Annotated in this window: 13 protein-coding genes; 7 read left to right on the top strand and 6 right to left on the bottom strand. The window is 63.4% G+C overall.

The annotated features are described in order from the left end of the window. From LB515_RS09870 to LB515_RS09860, 3 genes are read left to right on the top strand one after another with little or no spacing between them, the layout of a single operon-like run. Window positions 1–1911: a lasso peptide isopeptide bond-forming cyclase gene (locus tag LB515_RS09870; RefSeq protein WP_224531383.1), complete on the top strand. Its 1911-nt coding sequence runs from the start codon at window positions 1–3 to the stop codon at window positions 1909–1911. Further along, complete coding sequence (locus LB515_RS09865; protein WP_318012619.1) at window positions 1908–2888, top strand: serine kinase; 981 nt, start codon at window positions 1908–1910, stop codon at window positions 2886–2888. The genes LB515_RS09870 and LB515_RS09865 overlap by 4 nt, the downstream gene beginning before the upstream one ends. Before the next feature lie 8 nt (window positions 2889–2896). Then, a complete protein-coding gene (locus LB515_RS09860; RefSeq protein WP_224707572.1) occupies window positions 2897–4789 on the top strand; it encodes an ABC transporter ATP-binding protein in 1893 nt (630 codons plus the stop codon). Here the strand turns inward: LB515_RS09860 and LB515_RS09855 are convergent. Continuing rightward, window positions 4763–5035, bottom strand: a complete 273-nt coding sequence (locus tag LB515_RS09855) for an exopolysaccharide production repressor exox (protein WP_140544959.1) — start codon at window positions 5033–5035, stop codon at window positions 4763–4765. The genes LB515_RS09860 and LB515_RS09855 overlap by 27 nt on opposite strands. A gap of 607 nt (window positions 5036–5642) precedes the next feature. Between LB515_RS09855 and LB515_RS09850 the strand changes: the two genes are divergently transcribed. The 4 genes from LB515_RS09850 to LB515_RS09835 all read left to right on the top strand — a co-directional run bounded on the left by LB515_RS09850 (window position 5643) and on the right by LB515_RS09835 (window position 10196). Further along, complete coding sequence (locus LB515_RS09850; RefSeq protein WP_140544958.1) at window positions 5643–6320, top strand: sugar transferase; 678 nt, start codon at window positions 5643–5645, stop codon at window positions 6318–6320. A gap of 184 nt (window positions 6321–6504) precedes the next feature. Beyond that, window positions 6505–7683: a polysaccharide biosynthesis/export family protein gene (locus LB515_RS09845; RefSeq protein ID WP_224707721.1), complete on the top strand. Its 1179-nt coding sequence runs from the start codon at window positions 6505–6507 to the stop codon at window positions 7681–7683. 116 nt (window positions 7684–7799) lie between these two features. Then, window positions 7800–8894 (top strand): acyltransferase family protein, encoded by a 1095-nt coding sequence (locus LB515_RS09840; protein WP_224707571.1) that lies wholly within the window; start codon window positions 7800–7802, stop codon window positions 8892–8894. A gap of 18 nt (window positions 8895–8912) precedes the next feature. Further along, window positions 8913–10196 (top strand): O-antigen ligase family protein, encoded by a 1284-nt coding sequence (locus LB515_RS09835; protein ID WP_224707570.1) that lies wholly within the window; start codon window positions 8913–8915, stop codon window positions 10194–10196. A 142-nt stretch (window positions 10197–10338) separates the two neighbouring features. Here the strand turns inward: LB515_RS09835 and LB515_RS09830 are convergent, their stop codons facing one another. The 5 genes from LB515_RS09830 to LB515_RS09810 form a co-directional block, all read right to left on the bottom strand. Next, entirely contained in the window at window positions 10339–10914 is a 576-nt protein-coding gene (locus LB515_RS09830; RefSeq protein WP_224707569.1) for a DUF1349 domain-containing protein, read from the bottom strand. 121 nt (window positions 10915–11035) lie between these two features. Beyond that, the gene (locus tag LB515_RS09825; RefSeq protein WP_224604022.1) at window positions 11036–12475 is read right to left on the bottom strand and encodes an aldehyde dehydrogenase family protein; all 1440 of its coding nucleotides are present in this window, start codon (window positions 12473–12475) and stop codon (window positions 11036–11038) included. A 125-nt stretch (window positions 12476–12600) separates the two neighbouring features. Then, window positions 12601–13086 (bottom strand): hypothetical protein, encoded by a 486-nt coding sequence (locus tag LB515_RS09820; protein ID WP_224602405.1) that lies wholly within the window; start codon window positions 13084–13086, stop codon window positions 12601–12603. An 88-nt stretch (window positions 13087–13174) separates the two neighbouring features. Continuing rightward, entirely contained in the window at window positions 13175–14068 is an 894-nt protein-coding gene (locus tag LB515_RS09815) for a sugar phosphate isomerase/epimerase family protein (protein WP_224604025.1), read from the bottom strand. Between the two features lie 70 nt (window positions 14069–14138). Further along, on the bottom strand, window positions 14139–15077 hold the full coding sequence (locus tag LB515_RS09810; protein WP_095769327.1) for an ABC transporter substrate-binding protein: 939 nt from the start codon (window positions 15075–15077) through the stop codon (window positions 14139–14141). Between the last annotated feature and the right edge of the window lie 7 nt (window positions 15078–15084).

Here is a 15084-nt window from a genome sequence, read left to right as displayed (position 1 = left end):
ATGAGCGGCGTCGCTGGAATCGTGCTCAGCGATAACGGCCGGCCCGCCGCGGCCGGCGCTATCCAAGAGATGCTTTCGCGCATGCGCCACCGCGCCCGCGACGGCAGCTCATGGTGGGCGGACGGCAGCGTCGCGCTCGGCCATGCCTGGCTCGACACGACCGGCGAGGAGGGCCCCGGCCCGCTGACGATGGCCGGCGGCAAGCTCGCCATCACCGCCGACTGCCGGCTGGACAATCGCGACGAGCTTCTGGCGCGGCTCGGCATGCGGGACCGGTCGGTCGCCGATGCGGTGCTCATCATGCTCGCCTACCTTAAATGGGGCGAGGCCTGCCCGACCTATCTGCAGGGCGATTTCGCCTTCGCGATATGGGATGGCGAGCGCCGGGCGCTGTTTTGCGCGCGCGACCATTTCGGCGTCAAACCTTTCTACTATCATTCGACCGGCAGGCGCTTCGCCTTCGCCTCGGAGATTGGGCCGATCCTGGCGCTGGACGACGTCGGCAGGCGGCTCAGCGAACACCAGATTTCCGGTTTCCTGGCCGGCTTGACGGACGATCCGCAGGCCACGCTCTACGCCGAAATCTTCCGCCTGCCGGCGCGGCACAGCATGACGGTCGCCGACCGCCGGGTAGTGCTGCAGCGCTACTGGCAGATCGAGCCTTCGCAGCGGCCGCCGCACCCGGACGCGGCCGAAGAATTCAGGCATCTCTTTGCGCAATCGGTGGAGAACAGGATGCGCGGCACGCCGGCCGTCGGCGCGATGCTGAGCGGCGGGCTCGATTCCTCCTCGATCGCTTGCGTCGCCGGTCTTCGCGCGGCGGCGAGGCGCAACCCGAGGCTCAAGACCTTCTCGCTGGTGTTCGACAGAGGCTCGTCGATGGACGAGAAGCCTTTCATCGATGCGGTGCTCGACCGCAATCCGCTCGACGCCACGCTGATTGCAGTGAGCAATTACGCGCCCTTCGCCGAGTTCGAGCGTATCCTGGAGGAGCAGGAAGGCACGTTCCTGGCGCCCGGTCTGTCATTGACCCGCGATCTTTACCGCACCGCGGGCGCAAAGGGCGTCAAGGTGCTTCTCGACGGGCATGGCGGCGACGAGGTCGTCTCGCAGGGTCATGGACACCTTCACGAACTCGCCAATGCCGGCCGTTGGCTGGAGCTGTGGCGCGAATTGCACAGCGCCGCCAACACCTATGGCGAGGGCATGTTCTCCCTCTATTTCAAGTTCCTGACCATCTACGGACCCGCTTGGCGGATCGCCCGGATGAGATCGATGGCCAGACGCCTTGTCGGCAAGGTGCGGCAGAGGCCAGCATCGGCGCCGCGCGCGTGGCGGGGCCTGGTCAATCCGGACCTTGCCAGGCGCACCGATCTTGCCGAGCGCTTCCATCGCAGCGGCTACATGCCCGCCGCCGTGAGCGCCAGCGAAGCGCTGACGCATCGCTGGCTGCTGTCCACCGGGCTGGTGCCGCACGCCTTCGAAGTGCTCGACAAGGCCGCCGCCAATTCCGGCGTCGAGCCCCGCTATCCGTTCTGGGACAAGCCGCTCGTCGAGTTCTGCCTGGCGCTGCCCGGCGAGGAAAAGCTCAGGGACGGGTTTGGCCGCCACGTGCTGCGCCGCGCGATGCAAGGCATTCTGCCGCCGGCCGTGCAATGGCGACGCGACAAGATCGATTTCACCGCCAACCTGGTCAAGGGCATGCTCGGCAACCACCGCGAGCTTCTGGACAGGCTGCTGATAGCGGACGGCGAGCGGATCGCGCCCTATGTCAACCTGCCTGAAGTGAACGCCGTCTATGAGCGCCTGCTCAGCCAGCCCGAGCAGGCAACGCTGCCCGACGTCCAGCATGTCTGGCGTTCGGTTTCGCTGTCGCTGTGGCTGCGGCAAGTCCAAGGAAGCCCCGCATGAATCTTCCGATCGCTTCCTTTGCGCGACCGGGGCCCGCCACCGGGACAATGGCGCCGGGCGGACGCGTCCGCCATTTCTACAGGGCGTACGGGCTGGTCGTCAGCTCGGACGTGGCCTTGCCGGAACTGACGCCGACGGCGCCGGCGACGCCGGACCTGGAGATCGCGGTCGGGCCGATCGACTTTCCCGACGGCGCATCGCATGGCGCCACGGCCTTTCGTTTCGAGGCGACCCGCCAATATCTTTCCTGGCAGGCGGTCGGCACCTTCATGATCAGCGACGGCAGGCGGATCGATGTCGATCCGGCGCCGGGGATCGACGACCCGCTGCTTGCCTTTCCGCTGCTCGGGCCGGTGATGGCTCTTGTCCTGCATCGGCGCGGGCTGCTCGTCCTGCATGCCAGCGCCATTGCCGTCGACGGCAAGAGCGTGATCTTCATGGGCGACAAGGGCGCCGGCAAGTCGACGACGGCGGGCGCGATGATCCGCGCCGGCCATCGGCTGATCACCGACGACGTCGTCGCGCTGGATTTGTCCGACCCTGGACGACCGGTGATCCTGCCCGGATTTCCGCAGCTCAAGCTGGCCGCGGATGCGGCCGGCGCCATTCGCCTCGAGCAGGCGGAAGTGCGCCCACAGGTGCATCCGCAAATCGACAAGGCGCAGCACCGGCTGCACGACGGATTTGCCGCCGAGGCGGTGCCGGTATCGCGCATCTATGTGCTCGAGCGCGGCGAACGCGCGGCGATCTCGCAGCTTGCCGGTGTCGCCGCGCTGCCGGCGATCATCAAATTCTCGTACATCACGCGCTTCGGCCGGCAGGCGTTGACCGGCGATCTCGCCGCCGCGCATCTCAGCCAATGCGCTAAGATCGCCGGATTGATCGGCGTCAACCGCCTCGAAGTGCCGGCCGGACTCGCCAGGCTCGATGAAGCGGTCGCCGCGATCGAATCCGACCTGGCGTCCGGAACAAGGTGATCCAGGGTATGGGCTGGTCCTCGAAGTTTCGCCTGTCGCTTTTGCGCGATATCGCCGGTTTCGGCGCCATGGTGGCGCATGTCGGCGGACGGCGCACGGCGACGGCGCTTGCCTTCCTGATCCTGGGGAGCCTCACCGAAGGCATTTCGATCCTGCTGCTCGTTCCGCTGCTGCGCCTGATCGGCAAGCCCGACCAGGACTATGCGGTGCGGGTGCCGGAGGCCTTGCATCGGCTGGTGCCCGGCGGAACGCTGTCGCTCGCGAGCGCGCTCTCACTGCTCGTCGCGCTGGTGGCGCTGCAAGCGATGTTCAACCGCTTCAAGTCGGTCTACATGGCGCGCTTGCTCTATGACTTCGTCAACCGCGTGCGCATGGACCTGTTCGAGAGCGTCGGCAAGGCGCGCTGGGGCGTTTTCACCCGCATCCGCAGCTCCGATCTCGACCATGCGCTGAACGGCGACGTCGACCGGGTGCAGGTTGCGGCCTTCTCGCTGCTGATGCTGACCCAAGCCACACTGCTCCTGGCCGGCTATCTCATTGTCTCGCTGTTCATCTCGCCGGTGATGACGTGCTTCGCCATCCTTGTCGGCCTGGTGCTGCTGGTTGCGCTGCAGCCGTTCCGGGCGCGCGCCAGCGCCTATGGCCGCACGCTGACCGGCAATCGCCAGGACCAATACCGCACGGTCTCCGAGTTCCTCGGCGGCATCAAGGTCGCCAAGAGCCTGAACGTCGAGGCAAGCTATTTTGCCGAGCTCGGCGCGACGCTGGACAGGATGAAGGCCGACAACATCGCCTTCGTCCGCAACAGCTCGCTCGGCACCGCTCTGTTCCAGGTTACGAGCGTGATCGGGCTGAGCCTCTTCATCTATATCGCGCTGGTTCGCTTCCACCTGTCGCTGGCCGAGATCGTCGTGCTGCTGCTGGTCTTCATGCGGGTCGCGCCGCGCTTCATGGACATGCAGCTTCAGACCCAACAGGTGCTGATCAACTTGCCGGCCTATGCTTCGATGCAAAGTCTCCAGGCTCGCTTCGATGCCGAACGCGAGCCGGAAGAGAACGTGACCGAAGGCGCAAAGTTGTCGCTTGAGACCGGCCTCAACATCCGCGACGTGGCGTTCGCCTATGGCGAGGGCGGCGGCGAACCGGTGGTCAGCGACATCACCTTCGGTCTGCCGGCCGGAAAGGTGACGGCGCTGATCGGCCCTTCGGGTTCCGGCAAGAGCACGATCGCCGACATGCTGCTTGGGCTGCTTGAACCCACCCAAGGACGTATTCTGGCCGACGGCGTCGAGATCACGGCGCAGAATCGCAGGGCCTGGCGCGATCAGGTCGCCTATGTGCCGCAGGATGTGTTCCTGCTGCACGACACAATCGCCGCCAATCTGCGCCTTGCGGCGCCTGAGGCCAGCGACGAAGAATTGTGGGCGGCCCTGCGAAACGCCCATGCGGCCGATTTCGTGGAGCGGCTGGACTCGCGGCTCGATACGGTGGTGGGCGACCGCGGCGTCCGCCTTTCCGGCGGAGAGCGGCAGCGCATCGCATTGGCGCGTGCGCTGCTGCGCAAACCCTCGCTGCTCATCCTCGACGAGGCGACAAGCGCGCTCGACTGGCAGAATCAGTCGCTGATCGCCCAATCGATCGAGGCGCTGCGCGGCCGGATGACGATTTTGACCATCGCGCACCGGCCGTCGATGATCGCCTTCGCCGACTGGGTCGTGGCCATCGAGAACGGACGCATCGTCGAGGTCGGACAATATCGGCGGTTGAGGGCGAAAGCCGGCAGCCGGCTTGCAAGGATGCTGTCCGGCGAGCAGGCGGAGCGCGAAAGCGCGCCACCGATCGCGGCCGGGCTGACCTCCGCGCCGGTCGAACGTTCAGTGGAGGCTGCGTCTGGCGCTTAGCTTTTCGCCTTCGGCGACCTTACTCAGGATCGGGCCGCGGTCCGCCTCACGGGTCTTGTCGGCCGATGTCGGCGTGGCTCCCCCGATCATGGCAAAGACCAGAAGGAAATAGCCAGCCTGGATAATGACGGCGCAGACGATGGTGCGAAGCAGGATGGTTCCCGCCGACGCGCCATCGAAATAGGACCAGCCGATGACGATCGCGAGCGCGAAGATCATACCGACAATGAATTTCGGCAAAGACATGACCGCCGCCCTCTCAACCGAGACGAGCATGCAGAAGCTGCGACTTACCCACCCGCGTAACTCCCCGTTGCGCCAAAGAGCTCTTTCTGGCTGCCCAATCCGGCCGGTTGCTTCCGACCTTCCTTACCCGTGCAGACTATGACAGGAACAATTTGCGACTCTATTAAGGCCGGCCTGCCGGAGCAAGGCCGTGCAGGTATGGTTTCCAACGATTTTACGAGATCGACTCTGCCATGCTGCGCCGCACACTCTGGCTCCGATAGCTATTCAATGAGACGTCTGCCGCTTCAGTTAAACTCATGACTTTGATTAGTATTTTATGTGAATAACTTACCATTGCGAGTGCTTCCAGCGGCCTGCAACCGCGTTTCTTCTGCAGCAAAGAATGCACTGTCCAAAAACGGCCCGAAAAGCGGACTACATTTTCCTGGTTTTCTCTCACCTTGTCATAAACGCGCCACAAAGGTGAAAATTTGGGCAAGGCAGGTTTATTATTTAGTCAATTCATGACGTGAACATTTCAACGCGATGGGAAATTGTGTGTTGCGCTGCAGCATTTTTTTGGTATCTTGCCGTAAACCATCCGTTCAACGTATGGAGCTTCTGCATGAGGGACGTCGCCAAGTCGGCAAATGCGAGTTTTGCGCAGGCCGGCGTTGATTTTCCACCCCCCATCGGCGGTCTGCTCAAACGCAGTTTCGATGTCGTTGGGTCCCTGGCTGGGCTGATCTTGCTGAGCCCGCTCTTCCTGATGGTCGCGCTGCTGGTCAAGCTTTCGGATAATGGTCCGATCTTCTATGGCCACAAGCGTATCGGCCGCGGCGGCAGGATTTTCTCTTGCCTCAAATTCCGTACCATGGTGCCGGATGGCGAGCGCGTGCTCGCTGCGTATCTGGCGGCCAATCCGGAAGCCAACGCCGAATGGATCGCGACGCGCAAGCTGAAGAACGATCCGCGCGTCACCCGCGTCGGCCAGGTGCTTCGCAAGCTCAGCCTCGATGAGCTGCCGCAGATCCTCAACATCCTGCAGGGCGACATGAGTCTTGTCGGCCCGCGCCCGGTCGTGCGCGACGAATTGGAAATCTACGGCAGCGCGGCGGTCTATTACCTGAAATCGCGCCCTGGTCTCACCGGTCTGTGGCAGGTGAGCGGCCGCAACGACGTATCCTACGACACGCGCGTCGCCTTCGATCGCCATTATGTCGAGAACTGGTCGTTGTCCGGGGATATTCGCATCATCTTCAAGACTGTCCCTGCCGTGTGGATGTCACGCGGCAGCTATTGACCGACGGGCCTGCTCCGCCAGATTCGGGGCAGGCATCCGGCAGTGATCTCATCGGGCGGATGGGGCCAAAGCGAATCGGAAAACGTATTTGACAAAAGACCTCTTCGGACTGCCCTTCGCATGCAGTCTCATATCCAGGACCACAGCCCGCTTCGGCGGCGTCTTGCTTGCTGCGTTGCTGGTCATGCCGCAGGTCGCTGCCGCCAGCGACTATCGGCTTGGACCGCTGGACAAGCTCAACATCCGGGTCGCCGAATGGCAGACGGTCGACGGCACGTTCCGCGATTGGTCGGCCCTAAATGGCGAGTACTCGGTCGGCCCGGGCGGGATGCTCTCGGTGCCGTTCGTCGGCGACATGCGGGCCGCCGGCAAGACGACGGCCGAGATCGCTTCAGCGATCGGGCTCGCCCTGCAACGAAAGCTGGCGCTGCCCGACAAGCCGGAAGCCTCGGTCGAGATGGCGCAGTTCCGGCCGTTCTACATTTCAGGCGAAGTCCAGAACCCCGGGCAGTTTCCCTTCGTGCCCGATCTGACCGTGCTCAAGGCAATCAGCATTGCTGGCGGTATCCGGCGCAATGCCGACTATGGTCCGCAGCTCGAAAAGGATCTGATTACCGCCAAGGGCAGCTATGAGATCTATGACGACCAGCGCTTGCGGCTGATGGTCAAGCGAGCCCGCATCGACGCCGACCTCGCCGGGAAGACGACTTTCGAGGTGCCTCAGGAAATTCAAGGCGATCCGAGATTGCCGACCATCGTCGCCGACGAGACGGCGATCCTGGTCTCCGACCAGAAATCGCTGAAGCTGAAGCTCGACGCACTCGACGACCTGAAGGGTGTTCTGCAGTCGGAAATCGAATCGCTGCAGAAGAAGATCGCCAACCAGCAGAAGCAGGTCGATCTGGCCTCGAAGCAGGCCGACAGCATCGGTCCGCTGGCGCAGAAGGGCCTGGTCGCCAATGCGCGCCTGCTTTCCTCGCAGCAGTCGGTCACCGATCTGCAGGGCAAGATCCTGGATTATGAGACGGCGATCCTCACCGCCAAGCAGTCGATCAGCAAGGCGGAGCAGGACGCTATCGATGCCCGCAACACACTGAGTTCGAGCCTCACCGCCGATCGGCAGCAAACGGAAGCAAACCTTAATGAGGCGGCCTTGAGGGTCGGCATGCAGAAAGGCCTAATCGCACAGGCATCGGATCCGGCAACGGCTGCCGCCTACACCGGCAATGAAGAGCCAGCCCTGCTCTATTCGCTGGTGCGCGTCGTCGACGGCAAGACCAGCGAGGTCGAAGCCAAGGAAGACACGCCTATCCTGCCGGGCGACGTGATCAAGGTGAAGCTGGCGCCGACGGCCAGCCAATAACGCCGCCGGCCCGCGTTTGTCCGAAGCGAACCGGGAACGGAGGCGGGAGGGACAAGCCAGGCTCGTTCGCGCGCAGCGCGGGCGAGCGATCTGTTTGGACCGCTTGAAGGCATAACATGCAGCCCGCAGCCCAGCGTCACGTGTATCTGAACCTCGACGCCATCCGCGGCGTGGCGGCGATCAGCGTCATGCTCTACCATTTCTCGCCATTCCTCGCCGACGGCAAGGTGCTGCCGTCGAGCTATCTCGCGGTCGATCTGTTCTTCCTGCTCAGCGGCTTCGTCATCGCGCATGCCTATGACCGCAAGATCGAAACCGGCATGGGCTTCGGCACTTTCGTGGCCATCCGCCTGATCCGGCTCTATCCGCTCTATCTAGCCGGCACGCTGCTCGGCTTCTTCTATTTGCTGGTCAAGAACAGACTGATGCCGGCGGAATATATGCCGCTGTCCGAGATCGGCATGCAGCTGACAACCGGCATGCTGTTCATACCGCTGGTCAGCGACGCCTATCATACGATCTTTCCTCTCAACCCGGCATCGTGGTCGCTGTTCTTCGAGCTCATCGTCAACATCGCCTATGTCGCTGTCTTCGTGCTCTTGTCGCGGCGGGTGCTGACGGGGATCGTCGGCGCCAGCCTCGTGCTGCTCGTCGTCGCCTCGGTTTTCGCCGGCACGCTCGATTTCGGCATGACCGGGAAGACCATCGTCAGCGGGCTGCCACGCGTAACCTTCTCGTTCTTCCTTGGCGTGCTGCTCTGCCGATCGATGGCGCGCTGGCAGGGCAGCTTCGGCTTCCTGCGGCGCGGCTTCTGGGTCGAGGGCGCGATCCTGCTCACGCTTGCCGTCTTCGCCATTGCCCCGGCTGCCGGCGGCGCGCGCGTTGCCTACGACCTCGCGGCAATCGTCATCGTCTTCCCGATCATGGTGATGACCGGCGCGGTGGCGCCGACCGCGCCGCGACTGTCAGGCGTCTATGGCTGGCTCGGGCGGATTTCCTACCCGATCTACATCATCCACACGCCGATGCTGATGATCATCGCCGGGGCTGGCAAGGCCTTCTCGATCGATCCGTTCGCGCATCATCCCTTGTTCGGCATCGCGATGGCGGCGATGGTTGTCGTCATCGCCGACATCGCCACGCGCGTCTATGACGAGCCGGTGCGGCGCTTCCTGCAGCGGCAGATGCAGCGCGCCCGGGCCGTGGCTTAGCGCGGGACAAAAGCCGGTATGAAGATTCCGAAATCCATCCTGATCGATCCCGATCGCAACGAGACCTACGGCATTTTCGCCGTCGCGGTTTCCACGCTCGCCTTCGCCTACTCGCCCAATTTCGGCCAGATCCTGATCCTCGCCTACTACGCCGTCTGGCTGCCGCTACTGTTCGTCGACTACCGGCGTTTCACCTGGAAACTCTCCAGCGCCTGGCTACCCATTCTGCTTGCGGCCTATGTCTGCCTCTCGGTGTTCTGGTCGCAGGCGGCGGGCATCAGCGCGCGCGCGGCGGTGCAATATTCCTCCCATATCGTCTGCGCCTATGTCGCGGCGCGCACCATCAGCGTGCGCACGCTGGTGGTCGGGTCGCTGATCGGCATCTTCTTCGTGCTGCTCTATTCACTCGGAGTCGGTGGTTACGCGCTCGACACGATCGACGGCACGGTCAATTTCGTCGGCGCCTTCGGTTCCAAGAACCAGGTCGGCTTCTTCTCTTCGCTCGGCATCTTCTTCTGCCTGGCGTTCCTTGTCTTCTACCGGCGCAACTGGCTGGGCTTCGTCTGGACCGCGCCGATCATGCTTTTGTCGGTCTATATGCTGGCAATCGCCCATTCGGCGACGTCGGTTGCCTCGCTGCCGGCGGTGATCGGCATCGTGATGCTGCTCACCATGACCAAGGTGCTGTCGCGACGCTATCGCCGGGTGCTGTTCGTCGTCGGCGCCGGGGCGCTGGTGACGGGCGTGGTGGCAGCGCTCAACCTCGGGCTGCTGGATGTCGTGCTCGGCATCTTCGGCAAGGATTCGACGCTCACCGGCCGCACCTATCTGTGGGAACAGGGCTGGAAAGCAGCGCAGCAGCGTCCGCTGCTCGGCTATGGCTATGCCGCCTATTGGGTGCAGGGTTTTGCCGATCCGGAGCGGCTGTGGGCGGAATTCTATATCTCGACGCGTTCCGGCTTCCACTTCCACAACACCTATGTCGAGACGCTGGTCGAAATCGGCTTCATCGGCGTCACCTTGCTGGCGCTGGTCATCCTGCGCGCCTTCTACGGCCATGTATCGAAGGTGGTGTTCGGCGGGTGGAGTGCCGATTCGGTGGTGCTTGCCGGCGCGACCGGGCTGATGCTGATCCGCTCCTTCTTCGAGGTCGAGATGCTCGGCCCCTATTTCATGGCATCCTTCATCGTTTATTACGGCCTGTTCAAGCTGAACCCATTGCCGGCTTTCCGGCGCCGCAGGGCGGCCCTTCCAGCCGAAGACGAGAGTCCTGCCAATGGCCGTATGCCGGCCCCGGTCTGAGCAGTGCGACGCCGCCGCGGCGCCCGCGACCGCAGCCTGGATGAGCCACAATCGACAGGCCGGCGACCTGCGATGAGGTCGGCATTCTGCTGGCCGATGACGGCGACTGGTGCCTGGGCGAAAGAACCACGCGGTTCCGCACTCACCCATGCAGGTCCCTTGCAATCGCCGGCCCGATCGTGAAGCCGGAGAAGGTCGCCTCAAAGCCTTCGCGCTGCGGCGAGCAGCACATCATGCCGACATCGACCGTTTTCGAGATCGGGAAATAGGCCAGGCGCACCGGTTTCCAGTGGCCGTCCGAGGCGTCCAGATACTGGATGCGGATCGCCTCGGCGTGGCGGGTCAGGCGGATCCTGACGCCGTCCTTGCCGGCGGCAATGGCGACCAGCGACCAGTCGGAGGTGTCGTTGGTGACAACGACGGAGAAGTATGCCAGCCCGTCGGTGTATTCGATGCCGGCCTTGATCCAGTGCGTTTCACTCAGGCGCAGCATCAGCCCCGCCTGATCGTAGAGCACCTTGTAGTCGCCCTTGACGGTGACTTCGGCGCTGAAGTCACCTTCGACGGAACGGTAGAGGAAATGGCCGTTGTCACGCCAGAAGCCGTAGAAGGTCTCGCGCCAGAAGTCGGTTTCCTTGCCCGTTCGGACGGTGAGCGTGCCGTCGCGGACCGTGTGCTGCGGCGGCGGGTTGAGCCATGTCATGTCGGCCATGCTCATCGATCTCCTCCCGGATTGGACTAGTGCGTTTCACCGTTTCATGGAAACGGCGAAACGCCCTATCTCCTTGTTTTTGCGCAATTCCGGACGGAAAACCGCCAACACTTTTTCTGGAATTGCTCTAGCCGGCGAATGTATAGGCGGTCTTCACCGTAGTGTAGAACTCCATCGCGTAACGGCCTTGTTCGCGCGGGCCGTAGCTCGAGCCCTTGCGGCCGCCGAACGGCACGTGGAAATCGACGCCGGCCGTCGGCAGGTTGACCATCACCATGCCGGCCTCGGAATTGCGCTTGAAATGCGTCGCGTGCTTCAGGCTGGTGGTGCAGATACCGGAGGTGAGGCCGAACGGCGTGTCGTTGGCGACAGCCAGCGCTTCGTCATAGTCCTTGACGCGGATGACATTGGCGACGGGGCCGAAAATTTCCTCGCGCGAGATGCGCATAGCATTGGTCGAGCCGACAAACAGAGCAGGCTGCAGATAAAAGCCAGGCGCGCCGCGTTCCAGCCGGTCACCGCCGAAGGCGAGCTCGGCGCCTTCCTGGCGGCCGATGGCGATGTAATCCTCATCCTGCTTGAGCTGGGTCTGGTCGACGACCGGACCGATCTGGGTCTTGGCATCGAGCGCATCGCCGATGACGAGCTTGTCCAGGCGCTCCTTGATCGCTTCGACAAAACGGTCGTGGATGCCGTCGGTGACGATCAGGCGCGAGGATGCCGTGCAGCGCTGTCCGGTCGAGAAATAAGCGCCGTTGACCGCGCAGTCGACGGCCACCGCGAGATCGGCGTCGTCGAGCACGACGAGCGGATTCTTGCCGCCCATTTCGAGCTGAAATTTGCGCATGTGCTCCACACTTGCCGCGGCGACGCGCTTGCCGGTCCCGACCGAGCCTGTGAAGGAGATGGCGTTGACATCGGGATTGTCGAGCATCGCCTGGCCGACCACCGATCCCTTACCCATGACGAGGTTGAGCACGCCCTTGGGCAGGCCGGCGCGGTGCAGGATATCGACGATGGTCCAGGCGCTTTCAGGAACTAGCTCGGCCGGCTTGAAGACGATCGTGTTGCCGTAGGCCAGCGCCGGCGCGATCTTCCAGGCGGGGATGGCGATGGGGAAATTCCACGGCGTGATGATGCCGACGACGCCGACGCCTTCGCGCGTCATCTCGACGCCGACGCCAGGCCGAACGCTCGGCACCATCTCGCCCGACAGACGCAGCGTCTCACCGGCGAAGAAGTCGAATATCTGCGCGGCGCGGATCGTCTCGCCGACGCCCTCTGCCAGCGTCTTGCCTTCCTCGCGCGCGAGCGACCGGCCGATCTCGTCCTTGCGTGCCATGATCTCGTCGGAGGTTTTCTTCAGCACGGCATGGCGGGCCAGCGGGCCTGAGCGCGACCAGGCCGGAAAGGCCGCCTTAGCGGCGGCGATGGCCTGCTTGGCTTGCTCAGGCCCGGCCGAAGCATATTCGCCGACGATGTCGTTGGTGTTCGACGGGTTGATGTTGCGCGAGCCGGCCTCGCCAAGCCACTCGCCGTCGATCAGGTTCTTACGCAGCACGGTCATTGTCTTGTTCCTTGAAGCTGGGGTAGTGGCAGTCCGTCGGCCGGTCAATTGTCGGACAAATGATATAATGATTGTCCCGTGGCAGGTCTACCGGCCTTCTGCGACAAACCTAGGGTCTTGCCGCGTCAGGTCGAGAACGACCAGAACAGACAGGCGAGCGTGACCGCGCCGAAGGCGACGAAGAACAGGCTTCTGAGCAGGATGTTGCGGCGAAGCTCGTTCATGGTGAGATGCGCCGCAACGATCACTGCCACGAACAGGAAACGCCAGTTGAAAAGCGCCCAGAGCACCTCGTGCTGGCCGAAGGCCCATCTGGCGATCAGCGAGCCGACGATGGTCGCGAACAATACGATCGTCGCCCAGAAGATCGCATCGGCCGCATGGGTCAGTACGACGCCGGCGGCGCGGATGGGCAGGATCATCATCAGCATGGCTGCGAAGAAATAGACGGCGGCGATCGCCAGGAATGAGCCGGCGTCGGCGATGCCGTCGAGACGCTTCACGCCGAACGCGCCATAGGGATAGCCGTGCCTCGCCACGGCCAATGACAGCGCCATCAGCAAAGCGCTCAAAACCGTGACCAGTGCGAATGTGCCGAGGGCCTTGCTCATGCCTTTTCCTGTCGAGACGAATCAACAGGAGTCTAGCAGAGCATGGCCCTCGAAAGCCGCAATTCACTGCTCGACATTCTCGAAGACGTCAGGGCCTTTGCGAAGCCGAGACGAGATCGGCCTTGCGCCGGGCCGTCTCCAGGCCGACCGCGATGAAGCGGCGCGCATGACGAGCAAGCTCCATATTGTCGGTCCACAGATTGCGCCAGATCGCCGTCTTCCGCGACAGATTCTCGTCGACGATCTCGGACGAGAAGGATTCGAAGCTGAGATCGTCGCTGTAGCCGATCGCCGCCAGCGCATCGAAGATCGCCGAGAAATCGATGCTGCCGGTGCCCAGAAAGCCGCGATGGCTCTCGCCGATATGGACATAACCGATCTTCCTCGCGGCATGGCGGATGGCCAGGCCGACATCGGCCTCCTCGATGTTCATGTGGAAGGTGTCGAGGTGCAGGAAGATGTTGTCGGAGCCGGTGTCTTCGATGAAAGCTAGTCCTTGCGCGGCGGTGTTGAGCAGGTTGCTTTCGAAGCGGTTGACGATTTCGAGATTGAGCGTCACGCCGGCGGCCTTGGCCGTTTCCGCAACCCCGGCAAGTGCAGCGGCGCTGCGGTTCCACTGATCGCGCGTCGGCGGTTCGGTTTGCAGGCCGTGGCTTGCCGAGAGAATGCCGCCGATCTTTTGGCCGCCGAGATCGCGCGTGAGGGCGACGGTGCGGTTCAGGATCTCGACGCCGCGCGCGGCGACCGCCTTGTCTGGGCTGGAGATGTCGCCGTCGGCAGGCAGGCCAATGCTGATCGCTACGCCCAGGCCGAGATCGGTGATGCTTTTGGCCAGCCTGCCGATATCGACATCCGCCGGATCGAGATAGGAGAATTCGATCAGGTCGAAGCCGGCTTCCTTCGTGTTGGCCAGCGTGCGTTCGAGATCCGCCTGCGCCGAACTCGCAGACCAGACGAAAGAATGGATACCAATGCGCGACATGATCGTCTCCGTCCGATGAATGAGGCGCGGCCGGACCGATCCGGCCGCGCCAGCCTTGGGAGCAGGCTTTTTAGCGGGCCGCCGTCCAGCCCTTGTAGTCCTTCAGGTTCTCGGCGGTAATCAGCTTCGGATCGAGCAGCACGGTCGGCTCGGCCGGCTTCTTGCCGGCAAGCACATCTGCCGCCATCGTCAGCGACTGGCCGGCCATGACATAGGGATCCTGCGAGGCCGAGGCCTTGATCAGCGAGGTGCCGGACGCGAACTCCTTCTCAATGTCCGGGGCGCCGTCGACCGCGGTGATGATGAATTCCGAGCGATTGAGCTGCTTGGCGGCGAGCTGCGCGCCGATCGCCGTAGGATCGTTGATGGCGAACACCGCGTCGATCTTGTCGAAGCGGGTGAGCAGCGACTGGAACACTTTCAGGCCGCCGTCGCGCGATCCCTCGGCGTTCTGGTCGTCGGACAGGATTTTGATGTCGGCGTGCTGCGAAAGAACGTTCTTGCAGCCCTTGACGCGCTCCAGGATCGACGACGAGGCCGGGCCGTTGAGGATGACGTAGTTGCCTTTGCCGCCGGTGTGATCGACCAGATACTGGCAGGCCTCCTCTCCGGCCTTGACGTTGTTGGTCATCACGGTGACGTCGGCGCCCGGCGCCGAGACGTCGAAGGCAGCGACGACGATGCCAGCCGCCTGCGCCTTCTTGACCGCGGGCGCGATCGCCTTGGCATCGACGGCATTGAGCATGATGACATCGACGCCGGCGGCGATGAAGGAATCGATCTGCGAGACCTGCTTGTTGAGGTCGTAGTCGGCCGACACCGACGTCACCTCGACCTTCGGATTGATCTTCTTGGCCGCGTCCTCGATGCCCTTGATGGTGGCGACGAAGAACGGGTTGCCGAGCAGGCCGACCGAGATGCCGACCTTGTTGAGGTCTTTGGCCGATGCCGGCGCGATGGCGAGGGCCGCGAGGGCTGCGCCGCAGAGCAGTTTGGCGATGGTCTTCATTTACTTG

Origin of the sequence: Mesorhizobium sp. CA15 (genome assembly GCF_020165215.1) — a bacterium.
Lineage (GTDB): Bacteria > Pseudomonadota > Alphaproteobacteria > Rhizobiales > Rhizobiaceae > Mesorhizobium.
The sequence above is the reverse complement of the archived record's forward strand: the minus strand, read 5'-3'. Positions and strand labels throughout refer to the sequence as shown.

Coding starts and splice junctions, on each gene's coding strand:
- LB515_RS09870 (WP_224531383.1), top strand. CDS start 1: ATGAGCGGCGTCGCTGGAATCGTGCTCAGCGATAACGGCCGGCCCGCC.
- LB515_RS09825 (WP_224604022.1), bottom strand. CDS start 12,475: ATGACCGTGCTGCGTAAGAACCTGATCGACGGCGAGTGGCTTGGCGAG.
- LB515_RS09815 (WP_224604025.1), bottom strand. CDS start 14,068: ATGTCGCGCATTGGTATCCATTCTTTCGTCTGGTCTGCGAGTTCGGCG.
- LB515_RS09820 (WP_224602405.1), bottom strand. CDS start 13,086: ATGAGCAAGGCCCTCGGCACATTCGCACTGGTCACGGTTTTGAGCGCT.
- LB515_RS09810 (WP_095769327.1), bottom strand. CDS start 15,077: ATGAAGACCATCGCCAAACTGCTCTGCGGCGCAGCCCTCGCGGCCCTC.
- LB515_RS09830 (WP_224707569.1), bottom strand. CDS start 10,914: ATGAGCATGGCCGACATGACATGGCTCAACCCGCCGCCGCAGCACACG.
- LB515_RS09840 (WP_224707571.1), top strand. CDS start 7,800: ATGCAGCCCGCAGCCCAGCGTCACGTGTATCTGAACCTCGACGCCATC.
- LB515_RS09855 (WP_140544959.1), bottom strand. CDS start 5,035: ATGTCTTTGCCGAAATTCATTGTCGGTATGATCTTCGCGCTCGCGATC.
- LB515_RS09845 (WP_224707721.1), top strand. CDS start 6,505: ATGCCGCAGGTCGCTGCCGCCAGCGACTATCGGCTTGGACCGCTGGAC.
- LB515_RS09865 (WP_318012619.1), top strand. CDS start 1,908: ATGAATCTTCCGATCGCTTCCTTTGCGCGACCGGGGCCCGCCACCGGG.
- LB515_RS09835 (WP_224707570.1), top strand. CDS start 8,913: ATGAAGATTCCGAAATCCATCCTGATCGATCCCGATCGCAACGAGACC.
- LB515_RS09860 (WP_224707572.1), top strand. CDS start 2,897: ATGGGCTGGTCCTCGAAGTTTCGCCTGTCGCTTTTGCGCGATATCGCC.
- LB515_RS09850 (WP_140544958.1), top strand. CDS start 5,643: ATGAGGGACGTCGCCAAGTCGGCAAATGCGAGTTTTGCGCAGGCCGGC.